Annotated in this window: 19 protein-coding genes; 5 read left to right on the top strand and 14 right to left on the bottom strand. The window is 58.2% G+C overall.

What is annotated here, in order from left to right:
* The 10 genes from addB to trhO form a co-directional block, all read right to left on the bottom strand.
* Positions 1–1996: double-strand break repair protein AddB (gene addB / locus E2L05_RS17545; RefSeq protein WP_133344119.1), on the bottom strand; the 1996-nt coding region annotated here is incomplete at its 3' end.
* Entirely contained in the window at positions 1993–2694 is a 702-nt protein-coding gene (locus E2L05_RS17540; protein ID WP_133344118.1) for a nucleotidyltransferase family protein, read from the bottom strand. The genes E2L05_RS17540 and addB, both read right to left, overlap by 4 nt.
* On the bottom strand, positions 2670–3683 hold the full coding sequence (locus E2L05_RS17535; RefSeq protein WP_133344117.1) for an aminoglycoside phosphotransferase family protein: 1014 nt from the start codon (positions 3681–3683) through the stop codon (positions 2670–2672). Before E2L05_RS17535 ends, E2L05_RS17540 begins: the two co-directional genes overlap by 25 nt.
* Positions 3676–4182 carry a tRNA (adenosine(37)-N6)-threonylcarbamoyltransferase complex ATPase subunit type 1 TsaE gene (gene tsaE / locus E2L05_RS17530; protein WP_133344116.1) on the bottom strand — a complete coding sequence of 169 codons (507 nt, stop codon included), beginning with the start codon at positions 4180–4182 and terminating at the stop codon, positions 3676–3678. The genes E2L05_RS17535 and tsaE overlap by 8 nt, the downstream gene beginning before the upstream one ends.
* 41 nt (positions 4183–4223) lie before the next feature.
* Positions 4224–5321: an AbrB family transcriptional regulator gene (locus E2L05_RS17525; RefSeq protein WP_133344115.1), complete on the bottom strand. Its 1098-nt coding sequence runs from the start codon at positions 5319–5321 to the stop codon at positions 4224–4226.
* 85 nt (positions 5322–5406) lie between these two features.
* On the bottom strand, positions 5407–7956 hold the full coding sequence (locus E2L05_RS17520) for a response regulator (protein WP_133344114.1): 2550 nt from the start codon (positions 7954–7956) through the stop codon (positions 5407–5409).
* A gap of 52 nt (positions 7957–8008) precedes the next feature.
* Positions 8009–8404, bottom strand: a complete 396-nt coding sequence (locus E2L05_RS17515) for a hypothetical protein (protein WP_133344113.1) — start codon at positions 8402–8404, stop codon at positions 8009–8011.
* Positions 8405–8581: 177 nt separating this feature from the next.
* Positions 8582–9919, bottom strand: coding sequence for a S41 family peptidase (locus E2L05_RS17510; RefSeq protein ID WP_133344112.1), 1338 nt, complete (start codon positions 9917–9919; stop codon positions 8582–8584).
* A 188-nt stretch (positions 9920–10107) separates the two neighbouring features.
* Positions 10108–11628 carry a 2,3-bisphosphoglycerate-independent phosphoglycerate mutase gene (gene gpmI, locus E2L05_RS17505; RefSeq protein ID WP_133344111.1) on the bottom strand — a complete coding sequence of 507 codons (1521 nt, stop codon included), beginning with the start codon at positions 11626–11628 and terminating at the stop codon, positions 10108–10110.
* Between the two features lie 217 nt (positions 11629–11845).
* Positions 11846–12763 carry an oxygen-dependent tRNA uridine(34) hydroxylase TrhO gene (gene trhO / locus E2L05_RS17500; RefSeq protein ID WP_133344110.1) on the bottom strand — a complete coding sequence of 306 codons (918 nt, stop codon included), beginning with the start codon at positions 12761–12763 and terminating at the stop codon, positions 11846–11848.
* Positions 12764–12872: 109 nt separating this feature from the next.
* On the opposite strand from trhO, the gene pncA reads away from it, so the two are divergent.
* Positions 12873–13481 (top strand): bifunctional nicotinamidase/pyrazinamidase, encoded by a 609-nt coding sequence (gene pncA, locus E2L05_RS17495; RefSeq protein WP_133344109.1) that lies wholly within the window; start codon positions 12873–12875, stop codon positions 13479–13481.
* A gap of 21 nt (positions 13482–13502) precedes the next feature.
* The gene (gene pncB, locus E2L05_RS17490; protein ID WP_133344108.1) at positions 13503–14792 is read left to right on the top strand and encodes a nicotinate phosphoribosyltransferase; all 1290 of its coding nucleotides are present in this window, start codon (positions 13503–13505) and stop codon (positions 14790–14792) included.
* Between the two features lie 53 nt (positions 14793–14845).
* On the opposite strand, the gene E2L05_RS17485 is transcribed toward pncB, so the two are convergent.
* Complete coding sequence (locus E2L05_RS17485; RefSeq protein ID WP_133344107.1) at positions 14846–15163, bottom strand: H-NS histone family protein; 318 nt, start codon at positions 15161–15163, stop codon at positions 14846–14848.
* A gap of 256 nt (positions 15164–15419) precedes the next feature.
* Here E2L05_RS17485 and E2L05_RS17480 point away from each other — a divergent pair, with 256 nt between their 5' ends.
* The 3 genes from E2L05_RS17480 (at position 15420) to E2L05_RS17470 (ending at position 17987) form a co-directional block, all read left to right on the top strand.
* Entirely contained in the window at positions 15420–15959 is a 540-nt protein-coding gene (locus tag E2L05_RS17480) for a sigma-70 family RNA polymerase sigma factor (protein WP_133344106.1), read from the top strand.
* Positions 15956–16675 (top strand): anti-sigma factor, encoded by a 720-nt coding sequence (locus E2L05_RS17475; RefSeq protein ID WP_133344105.1) that lies wholly within the window; start codon positions 15956–15958, stop codon positions 16673–16675. Before E2L05_RS17480 ends, E2L05_RS17475 begins: the two co-directional genes overlap by 4 nt.
* 124 nt (positions 16676–16799) lie before the next feature.
* Entirely contained in the window at positions 16800–17987 is a 1188-nt protein-coding gene (locus tag E2L05_RS17470; RefSeq protein ID WP_133344104.1) for a PAS domain-containing protein, read from the top strand.
* A 195-nt stretch (positions 17988–18182) separates the two neighbouring features.
* Here E2L05_RS17470 and tnpC read toward each other — a convergent pair whose 3' ends face one another.
* The 3 genes from tnpC to tnpA form a co-directional block, all read right to left on the bottom strand.
* On the bottom strand, positions 18183–19691 hold the full coding sequence (tnpC, locus tag E2L05_RS17465; protein ID WP_133342308.1) for an IS66 family transposase: 1509 nt from the start codon (positions 19689–19691) through the stop codon (positions 18183–18185).
* A 68-nt stretch (positions 19692–19759) separates the two neighbouring features.
* Positions 19760–20107 (bottom strand): IS66 family insertion sequence element accessory protein TnpB, encoded by a 348-nt coding sequence (gene tnpB, locus E2L05_RS17460; RefSeq protein ID WP_133342307.1) that lies wholly within the window; start codon positions 20105–20107, stop codon positions 19760–19762.
* A complete protein-coding gene (gene tnpA / locus E2L05_RS17455; RefSeq protein WP_133342306.1) occupies positions 20104–20508 on the bottom strand; it encodes an IS66-like element accessory protein TnpA in 405 nt (134 codons plus the stop codon). Before tnpA ends, tnpB begins: the two co-directional genes overlap by 4 nt.
* Positions 20509–20593 lie beyond the last annotated feature (85 nt).

The following is a 20593-nucleotide window of genomic DNA, read 5'->3' as shown; positions in this document are numbered from 1 at the left end:
CAATGCGGTTGAGCCAGCGCGAGGGCACGGTTTCCGCTTCGCCGTCTCGCCGGGCGCGTGACAGAACAACGTCGGGCGCGGCGATGGCCTGTTGAAAGTCATGTGCTGAAAGTCCGATCCGGCGTTCTGGAAGCAACAAACCCGCCTCTTTGCGCATCCGGCGGTTCAGCCAGGGGTCGGGTGCGGGCATCTCGGGCCAGCTTCCATCATTCAGGCTGCCAAGGATCACAAGATCCGCCCCCTGCACGCGCGCTTCAAGCGTGCCCCAGATCATAACCCGTGGGTCCGGTGTGATCGGCTCGCGAACTTCGCCGCCCATGATGCTGTCCAGCAGCGCCCGAAATGCGGAGGGTGTCACTGGCGCTGCGCAAGGTGCTTCGTTCAGCAATTCGCCAAGCGCCTTGTGCGCTGCCTTTCCATCGGGGTCGTCCCAGACTTTCAGTGCCGTGTGATCGCCATCGGCCCCAATCGCCAGCGCCTCGACCGTTGCAAGAAGCCGGTTGGTCATATCGAGAAGGGGCACACGGGTTTGTCCGCCATCGGCAGGATTTTCGTGGCCGAGACAAGTTTCTGCGACCCATTCTGCCCAAGGGCGCGGGTCCGGTCCGGCGTCGCCTTTGCGGCGGTTCCCTTCGGCCCAAGTTGCAAGTGCTGCGGCATCGGGGAAGGGCGGTCCATAGCGGCGCAGGCGGCGTTCCAGTTCCCGGACCCATTTCAGGTGCTGGTTTCGCCCTGTACCCGCGTGCACCATAGGATGCTTGAGAAGCACAATCAGAGCCTCTGCCGTGAGTTTCTGACCGAACAGCGCGGCAACATGTCGGACAAGACGGCCTACGGCCGTCTGGCGCAAAGGCTGTCCGGCGCTGTCATCTGGCTCGATCCCCCAACGGTCCAGCGTTGCGGCCACACGGCGCGTGAGCATTCTGTCCGGGGTGATCAACGCGGCGGTTTGCCCATCCTCAAGCGCGGCCCGCAAACGAAGCGCGATTGCCATGGCTTCGTACCTTGGATCAGCGGCCTCGATCAGGCACAGCCCCTGCGTGGCATCAGGTAAATCGCCCAGCGATGGCCCGTCGCGGCGCCAGCTATCGGTAACCGGGGCCGGCCGCATTGCGAGCGAAACAAGCGCATTTCGCGATGGGCTCGGCGCGTCAGGCCCGCCCCATATGGGAATCCGTGCAGGATCTGTGCCCAACTTTTTTGCCAGCACGGCAAAGCGGTATTGCGGGTGATCTTCTTGCGGTGGATCGGCTGTCAGGCCAGACCAAACATCGTGTGGCATGTGCGCATCAACGCCGGGCAGAACAACTGCGCCGTTGGGCAGGTGCGCCACTGCCTGCATGAACATGGCCGTCGCGCCACGCGACCCGGTGGACCCGGCAACAATCACGGGGTTGGCCGGCGGCGTGTCTTGCCAGCGGGCGAGCAGCATTTCCACCATCCGGCGCTGCCGGGCTTCCGGATCGGTTGGCGCATTGGGGTCGGGGGCGATAAACTGGCCGACCAGTGACAGGAATTTCTGACTTCGCGCCCAATGGCCTGACAGGTCTGATACGTCCAGCGCATCAATATCCGAAAGCGAGACGCCTTCGCCCTGCATTTCGTCCATCAGCGCGGCGAGACTGGACGCCAGATCAAAGGCCGCATCGCGGGGGGCAAGGTCGGGTTCCGCATCGATCAACGCCTCGATCAGCCGGGCAAGTTCCAACTTGCGCCGCAGGGCGGGAACCACCGGCGGAAGGGTTTCAATTGTCTCTCGGCCGATATCGGTAATCAGCCGAAGGCGGGGCAGCAGGCGCGCAGGCCCCTCTGAGAACAGGTCAACGATGCGCCGTTCCATCCTGCGTGTGTTGACGTAAACAGTTGTGCGCGCCAGCGCTTCGGGCGGTGCGCCTGCAAATCGCTGGACCAATCCGTCGACCAGAGCGCGTGGAAAATCCACACCGGGCGGCACTGCGAACAGCCCACCCAGATTGATTGTCGGCCGGGGCTTCATCCCAGCAAAGCGGGTGGGTTGGCGAGCATGGCTTCGGCTTCTGCGATGCCTTCGGGCCGGCCGACATCACACCAACCGCCTTTGTGTACGGTCCCATACAATGCCTCGTCACCTGACATCCTGTCCCAGAGCTGGTTCAAAGAGAAAGACGTTTGCCGGATAAGTGACAGCCCTGTCGGGTCGATGATTTGCGCGCCAGTATAGACATACCCAGCCCCGCGCGTGATCCGGCCATCCGGGCCAATCGCGAAATCGCCGGGCCCAGTGTGTCCCAAGGCCCGTTCCGCAGGCACCAGAAGCAGCAGCGCCTTCATGCGACTCGGATCCCACGCTTTGTACAAGGCTGTCAGGGGGTTTGGACCTGTCCATATTGCATCTGTGTTCAAGGTGAAAACCGGCCCCGCCCCCAAAAGCGGCAGCGCTGCACGAAGCCCGCCGCCTGTTTCCAGAATGTCCGGCTGTTCGCGCGAGATGGCAACATCGCGCCCCGCAAGATGGTCTTCGACCTGATCGGCAAGATAATGTGTGTTGACGACGCGGCGCTGAATGCCGGCCACGTCAGCCAATGCCAGCGCATGGTCAAGCAAAGGGCGACCACCAACATGGATCATTGCTTTGGGGCAGTCCTTGGTCAATGCGCCCATGCGGGTACCAAAGCCCGCAGCGAATAGCATTATGGCTTCGGGTGTCTGGGACATCGCGATGTCATCTCCTCAAGGTAGTCTGGGGTTGGGGCGGGCAGGTGGGCTGTAACAAGGGCGTTCAGGTCGGCAAGAGCAGGGTGTGTGAGGTTGGCGCTCAGGTGTGACCAGACACGCGGCATCAGATCGATGTAACGAGGTTTGCCCATTGCCAAACACAGCCGCGCAAAGACGCCCATGATCCGTAAATTGCGCTGGGCACCCAGCACGGCCAGATCGCGCTGCACGGCGGCTTCTGCCAGCCCGGTTCGCTCGGCAAAGCGTGTTACCATTGCGGCGCGCAATGCACCCGTGATATCGCGCCGCGCGTCCTCCAGCAGTGACACAAGATCATAACAGTCGGGTCCGGCAAAAGCGTCTTGGAAATCCAAAAGCCCCACGCGCGCGGAGCCTTGTCTTTCAGGAAGCCAAATCAGGTTTTCGGCATGAAAATCGCGGTGCGCCAGAATTCGAGGTCCTGTGAGAACCTGCTGCAACGCCGGTGTCAGCGCCTGTGCAAAGGCTGCGGCAAGATCGGGGTTTGCTGTGCCTTGGCCAAGATACCAATCAGCGGCAAGATCGGTCATTGCGGCCATGTCGGTAGCGGTTGGCGATGGCAGGCTTGACGGTGCGGGGTGTGTGCGCAAAGCGGCCAACATATCGATTGCTGCGCCATAAAGCGTAAGCTCCGTCGATGGATCGGCGTCGATGACCCGTGCGAAAACCGCATCACCGAGGTCTTCGAGAAGAGCAAGGCCGTCACTTGGGGCGGCGGAAAGAATGGCTGGCACCGAAAGCCCCATACCAGACAGGTGGGCCGAAATATCGCAAAACCGCCGGGTGCTGTCATCGGGGGCAGGTGGCGCGATCATCAGAACGGCGCGCGCGCCGTTTGGTGCGGTCAGCCGCAAATACCGCCGGGCTGAAGCATCGCCTGCCAAAGGGGCTGTTTTTGCGGCGCCCCACCCTGCCTTTTCGATGAAGTCTTGCCAGTTCGGGTCAGTCATGTGCTGTGTTCTCGGTATCCAGAACGGAAACAAGGCGATGTGCCCAGGCACCGCCTTGCGCATGCAGCGCGGCGTTTCGGTCGGTGTCTGCCGCGCCAGGCGTCAGGTGAATGTGCAGCGCGTCAGTTGGCAAATCGGGACCCAACCGATCGGGCCATTCGATAAGGCACAGTGCGAATGAAAATGCCTCGTCGAGGCCAAGTTCAAAAACGTCATCGGGGCTGGTCAGCCGGTAAAGGTCGCTGTGCCAGATTTCCAAATCCGCGGCTTGGTAGCATTGTACCAGTGTAAAGGTTGGCGATGGTATGTCTTCGTCCAGTCCGACCGCATTCAGCCGTGCCCGGATCAGGGCGCGGGCAAAGTGGCTCTTTCCGGCGCCGATTTCGCCTGACAACGCGACGACATCCCCGGCACCCAAAAGCGGCGCCATGGCTTGGGCAAATGCGCTTGTTGCGTCTTCGCCGGACAGGATCAAATGTCGTTCAAATTCTTCGGGCATAGGGTGACTATGGGGTTTTGCAGGGGGCGCGGCAAGCACGCTCAAGGGGTCATTTGTTGCTTGGTTCGCGCCATGGCCATGGGGATCAACGCCGACAGAAGAAACATGCGCGCAACATGATGAAACCCGACAAAGGCAGGGTCTGCACCGACAAAGGCTGACATTGCGATCATTGTTTCCAGACCACCCGGCGCAAGCGCAAGAATGACGTCGGCGAATGGCAGATCGACGGTTGCCACAACCGCGAGACTGGCCAGAGCGACAATGGCGATACTGCCGCCTGTGAGCAGGATTGCGGCCAAGCTGGCCTCTTTGATCTGGCCAAGCCCGACGCCGGAAAAACGGGTGCCGATGAGGGTTCCCATGCAGACCATCGCCGTATTGGTCAGCAGGGGTGGAACACGCCCAGGTGTGAGGCCCGTTCCGTGACCTATAACCGAAACGAACATGCCGCCGAGCAAAAAGGCAGCAGGGGCCCGCAGCAGCCCGAGGCCATACCCCGCGAGAACGGACAAGAGGGCGAGCAGGCCAAGATGTACGAGGCTGAGTTGCTCGACCACCCTTGGGATCGCGGTCAAGTCCGCGTCGGTTCCAAAGGCAATAGCCGCAGGCGTTGCGAGGGTCAGAAACAGCACGCGAAGCGACTGAACTACCGAAATGAAGGCCGTGTTGGCTCCGGTATCAAGGCTGAGGCCCAGCACAAAACTCAGATGCCCGGGGGTAGAGCCAAGGACGGCAGTGCGCGGGTCACACCGGAAAAGGTGGCGCAGCAGCAGAGAGCCAAGCCACATGATCAGGACAACACAGACGGCCATTCCCAAAAGGCTGGCGGGCCATTTTACAGCGTTTGCCAAAATCTCAGGGCTGACTGATGAGCCTAATCCAAGCCCAATCGCGACAAAGCAGGCGTTGCGGATTACTGTGGGGACAGCACATCGCAAGCCCAGAATGCCGGCGAGCGACACAGCAGTTGCGGGACCGGTCAGAAAAGGAGCGGGCATCCCTGCGGTTGCGGCCGCGAGTGCGCCCAGGCTGCCAAGGGCGAGAGACAAGAGCGTTGCGCGAAGCATAAATACGCTATGGCGCGACTTTTTCTCAGGCTCAAGTTGTTTTGCACGTTCTGGTGCGTCGGGCGGCATTGGCGAGGTGCTTTGAAGAAACGGCCAAATAACGTCGAAGACATGTCGGCGACGTTGGGGGCTTGGAGGCGGCTTACTTCCGGCGTTAAGCGGCGGACGCCGCTTCGAGGCCCGTCAGTTCATCACGCGTTGCCCGCCAAACACCCTCAATCCGGTCAAGGTCTTCTGGATCGGGCACGGTTTCAGACAGGAGCGTTTGCTCAAGCTCTGCCATTGTATCGGCCAAAATACGGCATCCTAGCGTCCCAGCGCCGCCGGCAAGCTTGTGCGCGCGGGCAGCGGCGCTGCTGGTTTCGCCGCTTTGCAGGTCAGACCGAATACCGGCAAGGACCTCGTCACCTTGATCTTGTAACTTGCGTGCCAAAACACTCAGTTTTTGCCCGCCAATCATGTCGCGCAGTTCGTCAAGCTCTTCCGAAATGATCATGTGTTTCTGAACGGGCACGACGGTTTCTTCTTCGGTCGTCACGCGGGCTAAGGTGGGGCCCACACCTATTTGGGCAGAAGAAATCGCATCAAGCAGTTCAGCGCGCCGTGTTGGTTTGCCGATAAAGCCATCCATCCCCGCAGCACGGGCACGATCCTTGTGCTCTTGAAGAACGTTTGCTGACAGGGCGAAAATGATACTTGGTTTCCGGTTGGTTGTCGTCTCGTGGGCCCTGATTTGGCGCGTGGCTTCAAATCCGCCCATGATCGGCATGGAAATATCCATCAAAATGAAATCAGGCCGGGCGCGTTGGCATTCCTCTACGGCCTCCACCCCATTCACGGCTAGCTTCAGGTTGCACGATGTCATGGCAAGTTGTTGGCTCAAAACCTCTCGGTTGATGTCGCTATCGTCCACGACAAGCACGTCGACATCTTTCAGGAAGCCAACGTACCGATCCAACCCGGCAGCGTTGTTGGATCTTTGCGAGTCTAGATCGCTGGCACCGCCGCTGATCCCAAGAACCGTGCACAAGGCGCGCGCAAGTCGCTTTGGTCGTAACGGTTTGGTCAGCGTCGCGTCGAAGGGGGTCGAAGGGTCGCGGGCAAGCCGGGTCACGACCGCGACCGACGACAGCAAGATCAGCGGCGTTTCGGCGATATCAGGTTCTGCACGAATGATCTCTGCAAGCTCTTTGCCGTTGATGTCCGGCATGTCGAAATCAAGGATCATGGCATCAAATGGCGCGCCATTGGCCTTGGCGACAGTCAGCGCTTCCAGTGCTTCGGCAGGGGAACCGCAGAGGGTTGCATCAATCCCCCATAGTTCAAGCCGCCGAGAGAGGATTTGCAAATTTACTTCTACATCATCAACTGCCAGTACATGCAGCTTTCGATCTTCTGACGCGGCTTTGAGGCGCGTGATCGATGGCGATTGTTGAACAGGGCCGCCATGCTTCAAGGGGATGGTGAACTTGAATTCTGACCCCTCACCCAGAGTCGAGGTCGCGCTGATCTGGCCGCCCATACGTTGCACCAGTTCGCGCGAAATCGTCAGGCCGAGGCCCGTGCCGCCGAAATCGCGCGTTGTGGTGTCGTTGGCTTGACTGAAGGGGCTGAAAATTGCCTCAAGTTTTTCTGGTGCGATGCCTATGCCCGTGTCTTGAACTGCAATTGTCAGATCGCTGGACTGGCCATCTTCTTTCGGGCTCACGGTCGCGGACAGGCGTACAGTGCCAGTTGGGCAGAATTTCACGGCATTGCCGAGCAGGTTCAGCATGACCTGCCGCAAGCGGATATCGTCCCCGATAAAGCCGTTTGGCAGGCTATCGGGAATATCGACAACAAGGTCGACACCCTTGCTTGCGGCGGCAGGCTCAACCAGTTCTGATGCATCAAAGACGACTTCGCTAAGCTGGAATTCGTCTTCGTTCATCTCAAGCTTTTCAGCTTCGATTTTGGCGAAATCCAAAATGTCCTCGATGATGTGCATCAGGGAATTGCCTGAGCTTACGATGGTCTGGACGCTCGCCGCTTGTTGTTGCGTGAGTTTGCCTTCACTCAATAATTCGGCGGTGCCGATGATCCCGTTCATCGGTGTGCGGATTTCGTGACTGATATTTGCCAGAAATCGGGTTTTGGCCCGGCTTGCGGTGTCGGCTTCGTCGCGGGCTTGCACAAGGTCGGCAATTAGATCGTTCAGGGGTCGACCGACGATCACCCGGAAGGCAACCCAACTTGATAGCATGGAGATCATCAGCGCACCCAGAAGGACGGTCAGAAGGTATTCCATCTGGGTGGATCGTGCTTCGGCCAGCTCTTGCTGGCTAAAACCAACCTCAAGCAAGGTAAAACTGTCAGAGAAGATGCGGACTTTCAGCCAGTCATCCACGGTTCGGCCAATGCAGCCGATCCCAACCGGAGCGACGACGGTTCCCGCATCTGGATTGTTCGGGTCGGACAGGCGCGCGCAGATAACCGCTTGATCGCCCAGCAACATAAGCAAAAGCTGCTGTGAGGCCGCTTTGCGTTCCACGGCATTGAACTTGTCAGAGTTCAGAAGCTTTTCCATCGAGGTCGCAGAGCGACCAACGCTGTTTCCTATCCGGGTCGAGAGCGCATCACGCGCATCGATCATCTGCTCGTTTTGGATGTAGAGCAGGCCAAAGGACGAAAGCACAAAGAAAATCGGCACTGTGAAAAGTGCCAATTTTCGAAATAGTCCAAACGTCCCTGGTAGCTTTAAGGATGTTTGCTGTGGTTCAGCGGATTCGCTCAACGAGTCCCTGCTTGATTAAGCTTTGCAGTGGGGCCCGATTGTCGATCTCAGTTTGATAGACACTGAAGCCCGATGCCGTTTCTGTTATGTAGAAATCTACCGGAACTGACGTGCCATCTTTGGTAGTCAGATCGCTGCACAGGACGTAGTCAGTGCCTAGTCCCATAACCATGGTATGCGCGCCGGTCGGATAGAAATCTCGAAACTCTCCGGTATCAAAATCGACTGAACGAATAGCGCCATCAATCAGGATTGAATCGATGTGCCGTTGCATCACAACCTGAAGTTCGGCGATTTTTGCCGTGTCGTCCTCAGCAAGTATTGGCCCGCCAAGAAGCGACGCCGACAGGGCAAGTGCAGTCAGGATGGTTTTCTTCATATTCGACTCCTCGAACAACCTTCTCGCAACTATAGCATGTCGCCCTAACTGGCGCGACATATACTCAAGTTCGTACTGTTTCTTTAATTGTATAAGTTAAACTGCCGGAACTTGAAAGAAAAACGGCGACCACTGGTGTGCGGCCGCCGTTCATGTGGTCGAATGTGTCGCGATCGCTTAGTCTGCGTTGGACAGAACCGAGAGTCCGTTCAGGATATCGATCGCATATGCCAATTGATAATCCTCTTCGCGAAGCTCCGCTGTTGCACGGGCGCGGGCTTCGTCTTCTTCCAATTGACGAAGCTCATCGTCTGACACATCGGTGTTCGACAGGCTGCCGCGCAGATCGGCCTCGGTGCGGCTGGGGCGCTGATCCTCTGCCTCATCTGCCTCGGCATCCGGGTCGCGGCGGGGCTGCTCGACAATGATGTCAGGCGCAACGCCGAGTGCCTGGATCGAACGACCTGACGGCGTGTAGTACCGCGCGGTTGTCAAACGCATTGCGCCATCGCCGCGCAGGGGCATTACCGTTTGAACCGAGCCCTTGCCAAAGCTCTTGGTGCCGACAACGACGGCCCTGTGATGGTCCTGAAGGGCGCCAGCAACGATTTCCGACGCCGAGGCAGAGCCGCCATTGATCAGGACAACGATCGGTTTGCCTTCGGCAAGATCGCCTTCGGCTGCGTTGTAACGATCACTATCGGCAAGATCCCTGCCGCGCGTTGAAACGATTTCGCCAGCGTTGAGGAATGCATCAGACACCCGGATTGCTTGCGTCAGAAGTCCGCCCGGGTTGTTGCGCAGGTCAAGAACGAACCCGCTTACATTATCGATCCCACCAAGTTCAGCGACAGCTTCTTGCAGGCCACTTTCAAGATTTGGGTAGGTTTGATCGTTGAAGGTTGTAACCCGCAAGATCACCGCGTCGCCCTCTGTCCGTGTCCGGACGGCGGTCAATTTGATCGTGTCGCGGGTAATGGTCACATCGAACGGTTCAGTATCGCCTTCTCGGACGACGGTAATGATGATGTCAGACCCGACCGGACCGCGCATCAGATCGACGGCTTCGTCCAGGGTCATGCCCAGTACAGGTTCGCCATCGACATGGGTGATGAAGTCGCCCGCTTCGATGCCTGCCTCGTCGGCTGGGGTTCCATCGATTGGAGAGACAACTTTGACGAAACCATTTTCTTGGGTGACTTCGATACCGAGCCCGCCAAATTCGCCGCGGGTTTGCACGCGCATATCGCTGGCGTCTTCGGGCGAAAGGAAGCTGGAGTGCGGATCAAGCGATGTCAGCATGCCATTGATGGCCGCTTCGATCAGGTCTCCTTCGTCGACTTCCTCGACATATTGTGCGCGAATACGTTCGAATATGTCACCGAACAAATCGAGCTGTTCGTACACCGAACGCTTGCTGTCTTGTTCTTGGGCCAGAAGCGGCCCGGCCAATTGGGTGCTCAGCAGCACGCCGGCCAGTGCGCCGCCGACAGTCGCCAACATGAATGATCTCATCTCAGGTTTGTCCTTTCCCGCCGCCTGTCTGAACCGCAGCGGCTGTTTGCGGATCTATCCAGCACTTTAAAGCGCGTCGAACGCAAGGATGCCAGCACTTTGCCAACCCAATGCGGCGGCACTCCCGGCATTGTGACTGTGCACGATGATTGGGATCTAGAGTGCCCGGTCAAAACGTCGAACCCAGGTTAGCGCCGCAGCAGGCTTTGGCCGGTCATCTCGTCGGGCTTTTCAAGCCCCATGAGGTCCAAAAGCGTGGGCGCCAGATCACCCAGCCGACCATCGGTCAGAGTTGCCCCATCCGGCCCGCCAAACAGGGCGACGGGCACCGGGTTGATCGTATGCGCGGTATGCGCGCCGCCACTTTCCGGGTCGATCATGGTTTCGCAATTGCCATGATCTGCCGTGACGATCATCGCACCACCGACCTCTGTCAGTGCCTGCGTCACAGCCGACAGTCCGCGATCCACGGCTTCACATGCCTTGATGGCCGCATCCAAATCTCCTGTATGCCCAACCATGTCGGGGTTGGCATAGTTCGTGACGATCAGGTCATACCCATCATGGATGGCGGCCACGAAGGCTTCGGTCACCTCGGCGGAGGCCATTTCAGGGGCGAGATCATAGGTTGCGACCTTGGGTGACTGCGGCATATGCCGATCTTCGCCGACTTCTGGCGTTTCCTTGCCGCCATTCAGAAAGAAGGTGACGTGTGGATATTTCTCAGTTTCAGCAAGCCGGAACTGGCGCTTGCCGTGTTGTGCGACCCATGCGCCCAGAGTGTTGACGACTTGCTTTTTGGGATAGGCGGTCGTCATCCACGCGTCATGATCTGTTGAATAATCGACCATGCCCAGAACTTCGGCCCATTTCGGCGCGGTGCCCCGGTCAAAGGCGTCAAAATCGGGTTGTGCGATCCCGCGAAGGATTTCCCGTGCGCGATCGGCCCGGAAATTGAGGCAGAAAAACCCATCCCCATCTTTGGCGCCTGAATAATCGCCAATCACGGTTGCTGGAATGAACTCGTCTGTTTTGCCGGTGTCGTAGGCGGCTGAGACGGCTGAGGCGGGCGTTTCCGCATGATCACCTTTCCCCTGCACCATGGCGGCATAGGCAGTTTGAACGCGTTCCCAACGGTTGTCGCGGTCCATGGCAAAATACCGACCGATGACCGTTGCGACATGGGCGCCTTCGGGCAGTTCGCGCATCAGATCTTCGATGAAGCCGCCGGCAGAGCTTGGCGCGACATCGCGGCCATCTGTTATGGCGTGCAGCGCAACGGGTACGCCTGCGCCGGTCAGGGCCCGGCATGCCGCAAGGACATGCGTGATGTGCCCGTGTACTCCGCCGTCAGAGACAACGCCCATGACATGCGCAGTGCCGCCCGACGCCTTCAGTGTGTCAATAAACCGGGTAAGCGCATCGTTGGTGGCAAAACTTCCATCTTCAATGGCCAGATCAATTGCGCCAAGATCCATGGCGACAACTCGGCCAGCGCCGATATTGGTGTGGCCCACTTCTGAATTGCCCATCTGCCCCTTGGGCAGTCCGACATCCGGGCCGTGCGTGATAAGTTGGGCGTGGGGGCAGGTGGCCATGATCCGGTCGAAGGTCGGTGTGTTCGCAAGGGCCGGTGCGTTTGCTGCTGTATCGATGCGCGCCCCCCAGCCATCAAGAATGCAAAGGACAACGGGTTTTGGCAGGCTCATGACGTGGCTCCGGATTCAGGACTGATCCCTGTATAGCGCCAAGCCGCACCGGGTGCGAGAGTGGACAAAGTGGCAAGGGAGGCTCCCGCCCGTCTTCAGCATCTTTTGATGCCTCATCCCGTTGGGCGTAGCCGCGCGCATCTGCGCGCGGCGGAAGCGCGCCGGTCTCGGGTCATCGATGCGAAAAGTTTCGACGGCTTTACGCCTTTTGGCGCCTTCAGTCTTCGCGCCGAACCTGACCCAAGTGCTGTTCGCCGCGCTCGCGGGCGAGGGTCATCTGCTTTTGGCGTTCGCGGAAGCGTGCCTTGTCGGATTCTGTGGTTTCCGTAATGCACTGGTGGCAGGAAACTCCCGCCTCGTATTCCGGGCGGTTCTTGTCTTCGGGCAAGATCGGGCGGCGACACCCGTGGCACAATTCGTACGGGCCTTCGCGCAGGCCATGGCCCACCGACACGCGCCCGTCGAACACGAAGCAGTCACCCTGCCAGAGGCTTTCCTCTTGCGGGACCTTTTCAAGGTATTTCAGGATGCCGCCTTTGAGGTGGAACACTTCGGGTACACCTTCGCCCAGAAGATAGTTGGTGGATTTTTCGCAGCGGATCCCTCCGGTGCAGAACATCGCGATCCGTTTATTGTGAAAACGATCCTTGTTCTGGGCCCACCATTCGGGAAATTCACGAAAGCTGGCGGTTTGTGGGTCAACCGCGCCCTCAAAGGTGCCAATGGCGACTTCATAGTCGTTGCGCGTGTCGATCACGGCCACGTCCGGCGACGAGATCAGTTCGTTCCAGTTTTCGGGATCGACGTAATGCCCGGTTCCGGCCATCGGATCCACGTGTGGTTGGCCCATTGTCACGATCTCGCGCTTCAGGCGGACTTTCATCCTGCCAAAGGGTTCATCGCTGGACTGGCTTTCTTTCCACTCAATGTCGGCACAGCCGGGAAGCGCGCGGATGTGTGCCAAAACTGCATCTATCCCGGCGCGCGGGCCGGCGATGGTTCCGTTGATCCCCTCATGGGCCAGCAGCAGTGTTCCCGTGACCCCTTGCGCACAGCACAACTGAGCAAGCGGCGCCTTAAGGGCGGCAGGATCCGGGAACCGGGTGAAGTGATACAGTGCGGCGATAGTGATCATGGGCGTGCCATACGCCAGCCGCACGTTGAGCATCAAGGTGTACAGGCGTCGCGGTTGACCTCTGTGCCGGGACTGCGTAGCGATAAAGAAACACAGGCGGAGACCCGACATGCGCCCGCAAAGCCATGCACTTCTCGTGATCGACGTGCAGAATGATTTCTGCGAAGGTGGGGCGCTGGCCGTTCCGGGTGGGAGCGGGATCGTCGCGCCCATCAACGCATTGATGGCGGAATTTGGGGCCGTGGTTTTGAGTCAAGACTGGCACCCTGAGGACCACTCGTCGTTTGCTTCACAGCATTCTGGCAAGGCGCCGCTTGAATTGATCGATATGCCATATGGCCCACAAGTTCTGTGGCCTGATCATTGCGTTCAGGGCTCTGCCGGGGCGAGCTTTCACTCTGATCTGGAAACGAACTGGGCCGATGTGGTTATTCGCAAAGGGTACCGGCGGTCGATCGACAGCTATTCTGCCTTCTTCGAAAACGATCACAAGACCCCTACCGGATTGGAGGGGTATTTGCGAAGTCGCAATATTGAGCATGTGACGCTGGTTGGGCTCGCGCTGGATTTTTGCGTGAACTTTTCTGCCGTCGATGCGGCGCATCTTGGCTTTTCGGTGGAGGTGCGGTGCGATCTTTGCCGCGCCATCGACTTGAACGGCTCTCTTGAGGCTGCGCGTATCGCCATGCTGGATGCTGGCGTCCAGCTCACCGACTGACCTGCCACAGGAGGGCTGTTCGTGGACATTGCGCAGCGCGTCTATAATCACAAATGGAAAATCGATCCGATCGTGCGATCGTTGATTGATACCGATTTTTATAAACTGCTGATGTGTCAGTCTGTTTTCCGAAACCGGCCAGATACTCAGGTCACGTTTTCCCTGATCAACCGAAGCCGTCAAGTACGCCTTGCGGAGCTTATAGACGAAGGGGAATTGCGCGAACAGCTTGACCACATCCGGTCGCTTTCGCTGAGTCGGGGCGAGTCGACTTTTCTGCGCGGGAACACGTTTTACGGAAAACGCCAAATGTTTCGTCCCGATTTCATGGAGTGGTTTGAAGGGCTTCGGCTACCGCCCTACCATCTTGAAAAGCGGGACGGACAGTACGAGCTGACTTTTGAGGGTCGTTGGCCTGAGGTTATGTTGTGGGAAATTCCCGCTCTTGCCGTGCTGATGGAATTGCGAGGTCGATCAGTTCTGAAGGATATGGGGCGGTTCGAGCTGCAGGTTTTGTACGCACGGGCCATGACCAAGGTTTGGGAAAAGGTCGAACGCCTGCGCGACGAACCCAAACTCCGGATCGCGGATTTCGGAACGCGCCGCCGTCATTCTTTTCTATGGCAGGATTGGTGTGTGCAAGCGATGCGCGAAGGGCTGGACGACAGTTTTGTCGGCACGTCAAATTGCTTGATTGCCATGCGGCGCGAAGTCGAGGCGATTGGAACAAATGCGCACGAACTGCCGATGGTCTATTCTGCTTTGGCGAACAATGACGATGACTTGAGGGCGGCGCCCTATGAGGTTCTGAAAGATTGGCACGAAGAACACGAAGGCAATCTGCGGATCATTCTTCCTGACACTTATGGCACTCAAGGATTCCTTGAGCATGCACCAGATTGGCTGGCTGGATGGACGGGTATCAGGATTGACAGCGGCGATCCGGCGTCTGGCGCGGAAACAGCGATTGAATGGTGGAAAAGCCGTGGTGAAGACCCATCCGCAAAGTTGGTGATCTTCTCAGACGGGCTAGATGTCGAGCAAATGCTGAGTTTGCAAAAACAATTCTCTGGACGCGTGCGCGTGTCCTTTGGTTGGGGCACACTTTTAACAAATGATTTCAGGGGGCTGGTTCCAGACAACGCTTTGGCGCCATTCTCTTTGGTGTGCAAAGCGGTCAGCGCGAATGGAAAGCCAACTGTAAAGCTTAGCGATAATCCGAATAAAGCAATGGGCCCGGCAGACGAGGTGGCTCGCTATAAGCGTGTATTTGGTGTCGGGCAGCAAGAAGCCTTGGCAATTGAGGTGTGAGCGCGAGGCACTTCAATTGCCCCGCAATGCCCGTATCGTTCATTTCATGCTGTTCAGATAAGTAAATCGTCGGGCGTTGCCCCGGCTTCTACCGCGTCCTTGAACCATTGTGGCTGACGGCCACGGCCAGACCATGTTTGCTCAGCGTTTTCGGGGTTTTGATATTTGGCTGGACGAGGTGCCGACGCGCCCTTTTTTGGCGCAGCGTAAAGTTCTCCAATTGAAAAGCCCAATTCACGTGCCTTTGCTTCAATCACTGAAAGGGCTTCTTTCTTACGTCTTTCCTCGTAAGAATCAATTGCGCGAGCCACTTGGTTCTTAAGCGTTTTCAGTTCTTCCAACGACATGTTGGTGAGATCAATGTCAGCCATTTTGCCATTCCTTTATTCCTGTTTGAAGCATCGTTATTCTACCTCTTCGTAGTTATCAATTACGATTCGTTTGAGCTCGCATTAACGTGCGCTGATTTTCGCCCATCACGTACAATGGCTTTCAGGCCTTGCAGAGATGACGGGTGGAATTCGTAACGTTAGGGCCTGGGCGACGGAGCATCAGTTTTTCGGATGACATGCTGGCGCTCGCAGGCTAAGCCAAGAAAGCAGTTTTTTGGAAAAAGCCCCTTAGTCCGTGTCTAACAAAGATCTTGAAAACCTCATCGCGCGCGTGGCGCTTGGCGATAGATTGGCTTTTAGCTCTCTCTACGACCTGACCGCCTCGAAACTTCTGGGCGTTACCCTTCGTGTCTTACAAGACAGGGCCAGCGCGGAGGATGCCATGCAGGAAGCTTTCGTTAAAATCTGGCGAAACGCGGACAGATATAGCGTGACCGGCCACAGTCCAATGACGTGGCTGATCACAATTGCGCGGAATTCCGCGATAGACGGGTTGCGCAAAAGGCGCCCGACCGAAGATGTTGCGGCACTGGCAGATACGCTTGCCGGAACCGGCATCACGGGTGAAGATAGTGCTGTTGCCAAATCCGAGGCGGCGCGCATTTCCGGTTGTCTGGGCGAGCTTGAGCCGGACAGACGCGGGGCGGTGCGCGGAGCCTATCTTGAGGGGCGAAGCTATGCAGAGCTGGCGGCGATCTATGATGTGCCGCTGAACACTGTTCGGACGTGGCTGCGCCGCAGTCTCATCCGCCTGAGAGAGTGCCTGAGCCGATGACAGACACGCCAGATACAGATCGCGGCAGCGTCGGAGGTCCACGCTTAAGCGAGGAAGATCGCGCCTTGGCTGCTGAATACGTTTTGCGTTTGCTGGAACCTGCAGAGCACGCGGATTTTGAACAGCGCCTCGGCTTTTCACGCGAATTGCGCGATGAAGTGGCCATGTGGCAGGCCCATTTCGGGGAGGTCGCCGAGACAGAGGTGCAGCCGATTGCGCCGCGGCCGCAAGCCAAAGCGACGCTGATGCGGTCGTTGTTCGAAGTCGAAAAGAAAGTTTCGTTCTGGAGGGCTGCCGGACTCTGGCAGGGTCTGGCGGCGCTGTCCTTTGGCGCGGTTGGGGTGATGGGATACCTGTTGACGACTCAACAGGAAATGCCCGCCCCGCTGCTTGTGGGTGAAATTTCCGCGCAGGATGACAGCCTCCGGCTTTTGGTGCTCTATGACGGGGCCGATGGCACATTGCGCATCACACGGACTGACGGTGTATCGCGGCCGGGGCGGGTTCTTGAGCTTTGGGCGCACGGCCCGGATGATCCGCCGCAATCTTTGGGTCTGCTTGATGCGTCGGCGCAAGGCGTTGTCAAAGTCCCGCCTGCATTGCGGAATTCGCCCTCTGACTTGATCCTTGGCATCAGCGACGAGCCTGCGGGCGGGTCGCCGACCGGAAGGCCCACGGGCGAAATTATGGCTATTGGCAGCCTTGCCGATCTTTAGGCGTCAACCGGTCTGCTCGGAACACTAAACATCAAACTGTTCCGAAGACTGGTTGGCGGATTAACGCAACCGTAAGCCGCTGCCGTCAGACGTGGTCCTCACCTTTTAGTGTCAGGACCCGGATATGAAGCACATAACATCTGAGGGCGATATTTCGCGTATCGAAGCCCTCGCCGAGATCATCGATCAGCCGATGTTCATGATCGATGTCAAACCGAATGGTGGCTTCATTATCCGGAAAATCAACACGGCTCATTCACGCGACACCGGCATTGACCCGGCGCTTGTGGAGGGGAAAAACCCGTTTGATGTTCTCCCCGTCCGGCTGGCAGAGACCGTATGCGCCAATTACGCCAATTGCGTGAATAGCCGTGGGCGGATTTCTTATGAAGAGCTGCTTGAGCTGAACACCGGCGCGCGTTGGTGGAAGACCACGCTGACCCCCTTGTCGGACATGCGCGGAACTGTGCTGACTCTGCTGGGAAGCTCCGTAGACGTAACAGATCAGAAGGCTGCGGAACTCAACGCTATTCAGGAATTGGCCCTGTCGCAGCGCGAAAAGGCCGACATGCAGGTGTTCGCTACCTTGGCCGCCCGCGACGTGGCTGATCCGCTGGCAACGCTGGTGGGCATGCTGGATTTGCTGGCTGGTGACTTTGTTGATATGGGTGACGGTAAGGTCGAAATGATTTCTGCCAGCCGCAACATTGCGATGCGCGCCATGGGCGTTGTCGACAGAGTTCAAAAGCACGGTGAGGGTCTTATTTCCAGTTCCAAACAACCCACATCCGAGTTCTGCATTGGGCACATCTGCAAGGATGCCGTGGCGCTGAGCGATCCGGAAGGTCGCTTGGCAGTTGAATTGCCAGAGCTGCGGGTCGATGGTGACAAGGCCGGGCTCCAACTTGCTCTGCATCGCTTGATCCGGAATGCCTGTGAGCAAGCAAAGAGCCGCATTTCTGTGAAATGTATGATTCAGGGCTCTGGGATTGCGTTGCAGGTGTGTGACGACGGTGATGTCGTCAATGGAAGCAAGCGTCGGGACGGTCGCGCCATTTTGCCCGAATCGAACGATAACTTCGTCGATTCAGAATTGCTTGCGGCGGTATCGTTGATTGAAATGCGTGGCGGCAGTGCGCTTCTGGCCGTCCCGCCTGCGGGGATGACGGCCGCGATTGAGGCAACATTTCCGTCGATCCAACCTAAGGTATCTGAGGGGCGACCGGCCTGGCCTGTGGCCGCTGCTCCGCCTAAGACTATGGCGGTATCCCCAAAGCACTCCAAGAATTACGAGAAAACGCGATGGACTTAAGGGCAGGATTTGGTCGGCAGACTCTTGGCAAGCCGTATCCGCCACACAGCAGCCGCTGAGGGTGGAAAACGGGGCGAAGTGAAAATAAAGCGTTTGCCGCGAAACTAATCCCAGATCGTCTCGTGTGTTCTAACAATCGGAGCAACAGCCCCGATAGTGAAATCACAGTATGCGTCCGGTCTGACTGGTGTTGACTTATTCTGGCGTCCGGTTCCAGGGCATGAGGTCTTCGAGCTGGGTCATCTTTTGATCGGAGACGCGCGCGAGAACCCAGGTCAGCCAGGCTTCGGGGTCGAGCTTGTTCATGCGGCAGGTCTCGATGAGGGTGTAGGCGACGGCCGCAGCATCGCCGCCGCCCTTTGAGCCCATGAACAGATAGTTTTTGCGGCCCAGAGTCACCGGCCTGATTGATCGCTCACAGATATTGTTGTCCAGCTCCAGCGTGCCGTCTTCGAGATATGCCCGCGCTTTCGGCATGCGCCCGAGCGCGTATCGGATTGCCGCTGCGAGGGTCGATTTGCCGGAGATCTTGGGGAGTTGCAGGGTGAGCCACGCCTCGAGATCGTCGAAGATCGGCTTTGCCTTTTCTTGTCGCAGCGCCACGCGGTCTTCAGCCGGTTTGTAGCGGGCCTCTTTTTCCACAGCATAGAGGCTCGCGATCCGCTTGATCGCTTGCTGGGCGATGACAGAGCCTTCGCTTTCATAGATATCGACAAACTTGCGGCGCACATGGACCATGCAGGCCTGCTCGCTGGCGCGATCGGCCCCGAATAGACCATTGAAGCCGGTGAACCCATCGGCATGGATCACGCCCTGATACCCCTTGAGGTGGGATGAGGGGTGCTCGCCTTTACGGTCCACGCTGAACTGATACCACGCACAGGGTGGCGCTTGCCCGCACCATGGGCGTTCATCGCGGACATAACTCCACAACCGTGCGGTTTGCGCGCGGCCTTTGGCCTGCATCTTGACCGGCGTGTCATCCGCGAACAGCGCAGGCCCGGCGCGCACGAGTTTGCCGATGTGGGTGGCCAGTGGTTCCAACAGCGTCGTTGATCGCCCAACCCAATCGGTCAGCGTGGAGCGATGCAGATCGACTTTTTCGCGCGCATAGATCTCAGACTGGCGATATAACGGCAGGTGATCACAATATTTCCCGACCAGAACATGCGCCAACAGACCCGGTCCAGGGCGGCCGCGGTTGATCGGGCGCGAGGGTAGTTCGACCTGGGCGAAAGCCTCGCAGCAGGTGCAGGTCATGCGCGGACGCACGATCCGCCTAACCACAAAGTGGCCGGGGACGTATTCCAGCTCTTGCGTCACATCTTCGCCGAGCGGCTTGAGCGCGCCGCCACAATCGCCGCAGGTGTCACCGGGTGAAATGATCTCGTCTTGTCGCTGAAGGTGGTCAGGCAGCGGCGCGCGATTGTGGCTGCGTTTGTCGGTGGCCTGATCATCGGCTTCGCCTGTGAGCACTGTCTGTTGTGCTGCGGCGGCTTCGATCTCGGCGTCTTCCTGCAGATCGAAGGCCAGTTGATCCATGGTCTCGGATTTGCTGCCGAAACGCGCCTTGCGATGTCCCGCCAGTTCATTCTTCAGCTTCTCGATTTGATAGGCTTGCGACTTCACTTCAGCGACCAAAAGCTCACTGACTGCGCGCAGTTCAGCAGGGTCTTCGGGCAGGGATTTGAAGGTCTCACGCATGGGCAATTTATATCCGCTCAACCTGCCAAACGGAACGGGGAATGCGCCAAACCCTATATTTTATTGGACTAACCAGCCCGCGTTGGCCGCCATGTTCGCTGCGGTGTGCGCCAGTCAATGCCTTCCAGCAGCATCGAAAGCTGCGCCGCCGTCATGTGCACTTTGCCGTCTTTGGCAGCTGGCCAGACAAACCGACCCTTCTCAAGGCGCTTCATGAAAAGGCATGCGCCTTGGGTGTCCCACCAGATGATCTTCAACAGATCGCCGCGACGCCCACGGAAGACGAACAGATGCCCCGAATAAGGATCCTCAGCGAGCTCCTTCTCCGTCTGCGCCGCCAGCGTATTAAACCCGCGCCGCATGTCCGTCACGCCCGCCGCCAACCAAACGCGCGTATTGCTCGGCACCGGGATCATGCTGTCAGCCCATGGATCAGGCCAACAACCGATGACAGGGCCGTCGGACCTTCAACAAGAATGCGCCGCCCGTCCGACAGGGTAATGTCCACCCGCTCCGCGCTGATCGCGCAACAAGGAGGATCCTCCGCACCATGCGCACGTTCGGCGCTCTCCAGTGGCGGCGCTGCAATCTCCACAGGGAGAAAAATGCTCTCATCCACGGCATCAACGGTAGATACGCGGCTCTCTATCGGCGCAAATCGGGGATCCTTCAGCCATTTGAAAATCAAGTTCGCATTCATCGAATAGCGCCGCGCAACCTGTGCAACCGAAACGCCCGATGTCAGTGTCTGCGCGCAAATCGTGCGTTTCTCGTCATCCGACCAGACCCGCTTCTTCAAGCCCTTCTTCCCCGCCATAACAAACCTCAAGATGTCCACTATCGATAGTGGACATTATCACCCACTCTATCATGCAGGCAGGGCAGTCACACCGGACGCATAC

The organism is Meridianimarinicoccus aquatilis, assembly GCF_004358675.1.
Classification (GTDB): domain Bacteria; phylum Pseudomonadota; class Alphaproteobacteria; order Rhodobacterales; family Rhodobacteraceae; genus Meridianimarinicoccus; species Meridianimarinicoccus aquatilis.
The sequence above is the reverse complement of the archived record's forward strand: the minus strand, read 5'-3'. Positions and strand labels throughout refer to the sequence as shown.